Here is a 6,744-nt window from a genome sequence, read left to right as displayed (position 1 = left end):
CGTTTCCCATTCAAGAACGCTGGCTAATAATTCAGCCGCAACGAGATTAATATCTTGTCCTTGACGGGCGGCTTTTGCTCGTAGTTGTTCTTCCAGTTCTGGACTTAAGGTCACAACGATCGGCATAGATTTAGTCCCTCTATTGTTTAATCTACAGATGTTATCTTAACAGCAGATGATAAGCAATCGACTTCGATCGTCAATCACTAGTCTGGCGGTATTGTTCGATAAAATCTTGGACTTGTTGGCGGTATTCGCGCATCGTTTCATCGACCCAATTGCGATCGTTTCCATTGACATAAATGTGGACTAATGGTTCGCCAGCATCGGGGAGAATTAACACCCAACGATCGTCTTGATAATTGATGATTTTCACACCATCTTCGGTATCTAAATATTCAGGCTGATGATTTTCGAGGATGTGGCGCATTAAGCCGCCTTTGGCCGTCCAGGGACAGCGCAGGGAGTGACTGCGATAGAAGACACGGGGTAGATCGGCGCGGATGCTACTGAGAGATCGATCCTGGCGGGTGAGCATTTCGATCAGTTTGGCGATGCAGAACATCGCATCGAAGCCAGGGTGAAATTCGGGGAAGATAAAGCCCATTTCGCCGCTGCCGCCCAGGACGACATTCGGCAACTGCTGGCAGGCTTCCATCAGGGCGGTGGGGCTGGATTTGGTGCGCTTGACTTTGCCCCCATGACGGCGGACGATTTGTTCGATCGCGCTGGAGACTTGGACGGGGACGACGACAGTGCCACCAGGATAAGCTGTGAGGACGATTTGCACCATTAAGGCGGTCAGCATGTCCCCGCGAATTGGCACGCCTTCCTCGTCCACCAGGATGAGCTGTTCGCCATGTGCGGAGACTTGCACCCCGAAGGAACCTTTGAGAGCGACGACGACATGTCCGAGTTGATTTAATAAGGCTTCTCGCTCGTTAGCAGTTAGCGAGAGTTGGCTGAGGCTGGCATTGAGGACGACGGCATCGCAGCCAAATTTGGATAAGAGAATCGGCAGGATCGCGCCAGAGACGGCGTAGACGTAATCGACGACGACTTTGGTACCAGCATGACGAATGAGGTCGATATTCAGTTGTTTTTGGAAAGCAGATTTATAAATCTCCATCCCTTGCGAAAACCGATTGACATCGCCGATTTCGGGAATCCGCGCGCGGCGGAGATCTTCTTTGAAATAAGCCGATTCGATCTTTTTCTCTTGAGTTGTCGAGATATTAATGCCGCGATCGTCGAAAAATTCAATTAAGATCGAATCCATCCGATCGGGATGCAATCTAACGTGAATCCCGCCGCTGACAGTGATTTCATCTTGACGTTGGCGCAAGGCGTAAATAATCTTGCGGGCGACGGGGATGGCTGTAGCTTCGAGATCTTGGATATCGATCCCGACCGACATCAATCCGGCAATTAGCGATCGCGACACCATCCGCGAGACATTGCGCTGATCGCGGGAGACAGTGACTTGCGCTCCGGGCTTGAGCGTAGAACCATAAGCAGCTCCCAGCTTTACAGCAAATTCGGGCGTAATATCGATATTTGCCAAACCCTGGACGCCCCGCTGGGCGAACAGATTGCGGTGGGCGATCTGTCCCCAAATCAGATTGAGATTGAGTACCGCGAGGGGTTCGATTTCCTTATTCGGCCACACGCGCACATTTGGGTTGATTTGGGCTTCCTCGCCGACCGTCGAGAGTGCGCCCAAAACGGCTCCTTCGAGCACTTGGGCACCGCGACCGATCCGCACCCCACGCGCGAGGACGCACGCCCGAAGCTGGGCATCCTCACCGATAATCGAGCCGCTACCAATAATCGGGCGTTTGAGATTGGCACCGCGACCGATCGCGACATTATCGCCGACGATCGTCTCGGCGGAGATTTTGACCCGCGCCCCAATTTTACAATTGGCACCAATCACTGCGGGAGCCTCAATCTGAGCGGTCGGATCGATATAAGTATTCGCCCCGATCCAAATCCCCGGACTCGTTTCGGGAAATGGCCAGTCCAGCTTAACTTTGCCCCGGAGGGCATCGTATTGCGCCTCGCGATAGGTATCGAGTTGACCGATATCGCACCAGTAACCCTCGGCGATATAGCCGTACATGGGCACGTCGTGCTTTAGCAGTTGGGGGAATAAATCTTGAGAAAAATCGGCTTCGGTATCGGGATGGAGATAGTCTAAAATTTCGGGTTCGAGGATATAAATCCCCGTATTCACCGCATCAGAGAAAACTTCGCTCGCCGAAGGTTTCTCCAAGAATCGTCGAATCCGCCGATCTTCATCGAGAATTACCACCCCAAAATCCACGGGGTAGGGAATCTGCGTCAAAATAATTGTCGCTTTGGCACCTTTTTTGCGGTGAAATTCGATCGCGCCAGTCAGATCGATATCGGTGAGACTATCGCCACTAATTACCAAAAATGTCCCGCCTAAAATTTCCTCGACATTCTTGACGCAGCCAGCAGTACCCAAGGCGCGTTCGGCTTCGATCGCATAATGAATTTTGACCCCAAAATCGCTACCATCACCAAAATAATTTTGGATCGCTTCTGGGAGGTAATGGACGGTGATAATAATTTCGGTAATGCCGTGGCGTTTGAGCAAATTAATAATATGCTCGGCGATCGGGCGATCGATCGCTGGTACCATCGGTTTGGGTAACTCGCAGGTCAAAGGTCTCAACCGCGTTCCAGAGCCTCCCGCCATCAATACTGCTCGCAGTTGCATATCTTTTTTTCTAGGGGGTCTTCACCCAATACATCTTAACAATTGCGATCCGATTTTTGAAACCTGTGTCTGTAGCGATCGCATAGGTTAATATATCTAGCTCGATCGATTGGGGAATCGGGTTAAAATAGAGTGTAGATGGTCACGATAAGACAATTGCGCCAGCTATTTTTAGTATCGATCGTCAGCCCTCAAAATTTTAAGCAAGACTTATGATGAATTTCGTGGTCATCGGTTTGGTTGGAGCCTACGGCTATGGCGTCTGGAGATTTTCACGCAACTTCAATCGCACCAATTATCAACGCACGCTCCCGACGAAGATCGTGCTGGCTTTGTTATGGCCGGTTTGCTATGTGGTCAATGCTTCCTATCGTCAGAATTTTAATAAGGCTTTAAAAGGCGGCGATTGAGATCTGAAGCTAAATGCGACGAGCATCATTTACACCAACCTCAATTACCACGATTATAGGGGCAATTCATGAATTGCCCCTATAGTATCTTGTCCGTACACTTTGGAGATAGCTTCGATCGAAAAACTATCGCTAACGTTCAGAAATTTCTCTGAATAATTTTGACGATCGAGGCTTGTGGTATGGATGGCTGCGATCCTCGATCGCGTTAACAATTTACCAATCGAAGTAAAAGCGTAGATCTGAGGGTACCCACAAGGGGCACCCTAGATCTTTACTAAGCACTTTACCGCCGCGCGCGTCTTCTTCTCTGTGGTTGGACTGGTGGTTTCTCGCCATCCTTCTCTACCTTCACGGGTAAAGGTTTGCCACTATTAAAATAAGCTTCCATCACCTTTAAGACCATCGGGGCGGCAGTTTTACCGCCACCGCCGCCAGTGTGTTCGCCAAAAGCGACGACGACGATTTCTGGTTTGTCCGCTGGTGCGTAGGAACCAAACCAGACGTGAGAAGGGCCGGGTGGTGCTTCGGCGGTACCACTTTTACCAGCCGCCTTGGGAATTGTCTCGGAATTCATCACCGCGCCAGTACCGCCATCGACGACCTCGCGCAAACCTTTGCGAATCGTGGCAACAGTTGTGGGTTTGAGATGCATCGATTCGCGCCATTCGCGTTTGCTAGCATCTTGGACGAGATGGGGTTTGACGTGGTAGCCCCCATTGGCAGCCACGGCAAACATGCCAATAACTTGGAGGGGTGTAGCTTGTAAGAAACCTTGCCCGATCGACATATTGATCGTATCGCCGATCGACCAGGGCATTTTATAGTTGAGCTGTTTCCAGGTATCGTCAGCAACTAGACCTTTTGATTCTTCTGGCAGTTCGATCCCAGTTTTTTTGCCAAACCCATATTTTCGCGTCCAATCGATCAGTGTTGGCCCCCCGACCCGCTGGCCGACTTGATAGAAGAAGGTATCGCTACTCCATTTCAGCGCGCCCGGAAAGCCGACTACCCCAAACCCAGCGTGATTCCAATCGGCGAAGGTGAAGCCGCCAACCCGGATCGAAGCATAAGTTTGCAATCGATCTTCGGGTTTGAATTTACCTGATTCTAGGGCGGCGGTAGTAGTGACGATTTTGAAGGTACTGGCTGGCGGGAAGGGGCGCAGGGCGCGGTTGACAAAGGGGTGATCCTGGCCTTGGAGTTGCTTCCAGACTGCTGGCGAAATCCGCCCTGAGAGAGAATTGGGATCGAAAGCGGGGCGACTGGCCATTGCCAAAATTTCGCCCGTACGCGGATCCATTGCCACGATCGCGGCTTTGTTTTTACCGATGGCTTCTTCGGCAACTTTCTGGAGATCGAGGTCGAGGGTGATGGTGACATCTTTACCCGATTTAGAAACCTTCTGACCGAGGAATTGCTGCAATCGACCTTTACCATCTACTTCTACCTGAGTGCCGCCCCATTCGCCGCGCAACTGCGATTCTAGGGTCGATTCTAGCCCCATTTTGCCAGTGACATCGCCCAAGCGATAACCTTGCGATCGCCGTTCGTCCAGTTCGCGATCGTTCATTTCACCCGTATAGCCGAGGACGTGAGCCGCCAGTTGGCCGCCGGGATAATACCGTACCGACTCGATATCGACATCGATCCCTTCTTTTTCGGCTCCATATTCTTGCAGTCTGGTAATCTGGGCTTCGGTGAGATCGCGGACGATTCTGACGCGGTTGGTCGAATTCACCCGCGAGCCAGTCATCTTATCTTCGATCGCGTTTTCGTCGAGATCCAAAATTTCTGCCACTCGCTTGCGCGTCTGGAGCCAATTCTCACGTTTGGTCGCCAGCGGCCAAATAAAGATCGAATGCGATAATTTATTCCCAGCTAAGAGGCGGCCTTTGCGATCGTAGATATTGCCGCGTACTGGCGGTTTGGCCACGGTGCGCACGCGATTATTTTCGGCAATTTGTCGATTCTTGGTGCCTTGGCTCAATTGCAGATAAGCCAGCCGCGAGCCGATGCCACCGATCGACACCAGTCCGATAATAGTCATCAGTACCCACGCTTGACGCCCCTGTCCGACTGTGCGATGTTTGTGAAAAAAACCAGAAATACCAAACTCACTGCCGGAAAGATCGCCAGAGACTTTGTCAGAGAACCGATTCTGCATAAATTTAAGCTTAACTTGAGGAGGCCGATCGAATCTGCACCAGAGTATAGATGTTGGGATCTTAGCCGATCCCTGTCATTTCGATGAGTAGGGGATTCCGCACTTTAGATCGAGGGCGTTTGAATTGGGGATTTTCATGAAGGGGAGACGGGGGAACTGGGGGGCTTGTCTTGTCGATCCGATCGACGGGGATAGCTTCCACGCGGTAGATTGACGCGCTGTTAGTTGCTAGCGATCGCGACTACAATCGATTTCCTAAATCAGTCCTGCGACTATATTAATCGAGATTGCTAAAATTATTGTATTAAAAAAGAACGACAGAATACCGTGAAATAAACTCCAGATCCGCATTTGGCGGGAGGTGACACTTACGTCTGACACCTGTGCAGTCATGCCGATGACGAATGCGAAATACAAAAAATCCCAGTAGTCCGGCTCGATTTCGCTGGGAAACTCTAACCCTGAAGATTGGCGTTCGGCGAGGGTTTTGTCGCCCTGATAATAGAGATGGGCGTAATGTTGGGTAAAAATCGTGTGGACTAGTAACCACGAACCGACAATTGTGACGATCGAGATCCCCAAGCGCAACATCAGAATCCCTGTGGCGGCTTGCTTGTCATGGGGGAGGGTGGCCACCGCGAGCAGGCTGATACAAGCAGCTACCGCGATCGCAATCGAAATAATCCACCGGCCTTCATCCTCCTTGAGAGCCAATCTTTGCATCATTTCGGGGGTGGCGCGCACCATCAATCGCCAGGTTAGAGCCAGGAAGCAGATCATCATCGCATCCCACGCGCAGAGAATATGTGTCGTCACATCCAGCCAATTTGGTAATAAGATCGCCACAAACCCAGAGATCGCCAGCGAGATCCACAGGCGAGGACGAATGCTAAATTTGTGTGGGAATTTATTGTTCGATAGAGACTTCATTCACATTCGATCGCCTGAATTGGTTGGAGGATGTTTGGAAAGTAGACATTATTACTCGTAAACCCTGGAAGATCCCCCCTGTCTTGTCTTGACGCACACAAACGGGAGGGAACCTCCCGTTCGATGCGTCGCTGTCTCGCTAGACCGTCGGGGAACAAAGGCGTGCGCGAGCCGCTAGCCCCCCTTAAAAAGCGGATGCATACGCCTTCGGCGGGGCAAAGCCCTACGCGCTGTTGGCGAAGCCTTCCCGAAGGGAGCGGTTCCCGTCTTCGACACGTCTCGCTTCGTATCTCCTCCGGAGAGGCTGTGCCTACGGCAGGCTTACGCCAACGCCAACGCCTACAGCGTGCGTTGCACCAGCGACGCATCGACCTGGAGGTTCCCTCCAGGTCGATGCGTCAAGACAAGCAGGGGGATCTACCCACTGCAAACGTAGCAATTGGACTTTCCAAACATCCTCTTAGAGCCTGAACGCGATCGCCGCACGAATA

General features: G+C 51.5%; 4 protein-coding genes. 1 reads left to right on the top strand and 3 read right to left on the bottom strand.

Annotated elements, in window-relative coordinates:
• Window positions 1-199: 199 nt before the first annotated feature.
• The gene (locus tag RMO84_RS14495) at window positions 200-2,740 is read right to left on the bottom strand and encodes a mannose-1-phosphate guanyltransferase (protein WP_310489155.1); all 2,541 of its coding nucleotides are present in this window, start codon (window positions 2,738-2,740) and stop codon (window positions 200-202) included.
• Between the two features lie 218 nt (window positions 2,741-2,958).
• Here RMO84_RS14495 and RMO84_RS14490 point away from each other — a divergent pair, with 218 nt between their 5' ends.
• Window positions 2,959-3,156, top strand: coding sequence for a hypothetical protein (locus tag RMO84_RS14490; protein ID WP_310489154.1), 198 nt, complete (start codon window positions 2,959-2,961; stop codon window positions 3,154-3,156).
• 286 nt (window positions 3,157-3,442) lie between these two features.
• Here RMO84_RS14490 and mrdA read toward each other — a convergent pair whose 3' ends face one another.
• A complete protein-coding gene (gene mrdA / locus RMO84_RS14485; RefSeq protein ID WP_310489153.1) occupies window positions 3,443-5,323 on the bottom strand; it encodes a penicillin-binding protein 2 in 1,881 nt (626 codons plus the stop codon).
• 255 nt (window positions 5,324-5,578) lie between these two features.
• Complete coding sequence (locus RMO84_RS14480) at window positions 5,579-6,253, bottom strand: DUF1345 domain-containing protein (protein WP_310489152.1); 675 nt, start codon at window positions 6,251-6,253, stop codon at window positions 5,579-5,581.
• Window positions 6,254-6,744: the final 491 nt, after the last annotated feature.

Source organism: Chamaesiphon sp. VAR_69_metabat_338, from assembly GCF_031423935.1.
In the GTDB taxonomy this organism is placed as follows: Bacteria; Cyanobacteriota; Cyanobacteriia; order Cyanobacteriales; family Chamaesiphonaceae; genus Chamaesiphon.
The sequence above is the reverse complement of the archived record's forward strand: the minus strand, read 5'-3'. Positions and strand labels throughout refer to the sequence as shown.

Excerpts from the sequence above, each read along its gene's own strand:
- RMO84_RS14490 (WP_310489154.1), top strand. The coding sequence starts at position 2,959 with ATGATGAATTTCGTGGTCATCGGTTTGGTTGGAGCCTACGGCTATGGC.
- mrdA (WP_310489153.1), bottom strand. The coding sequence starts at position 5,323 with ATGCAGAATCGGTTCTCTGACAAAGTCTCTGGCGATCTTTCCGGCAGT.
- RMO84_RS14480 (WP_310489152.1), bottom strand. The coding sequence starts at position 6,253 with ATGAAGTCTCTATCGAACAATAAATTCCCACACAAATTTAGCATTCGT.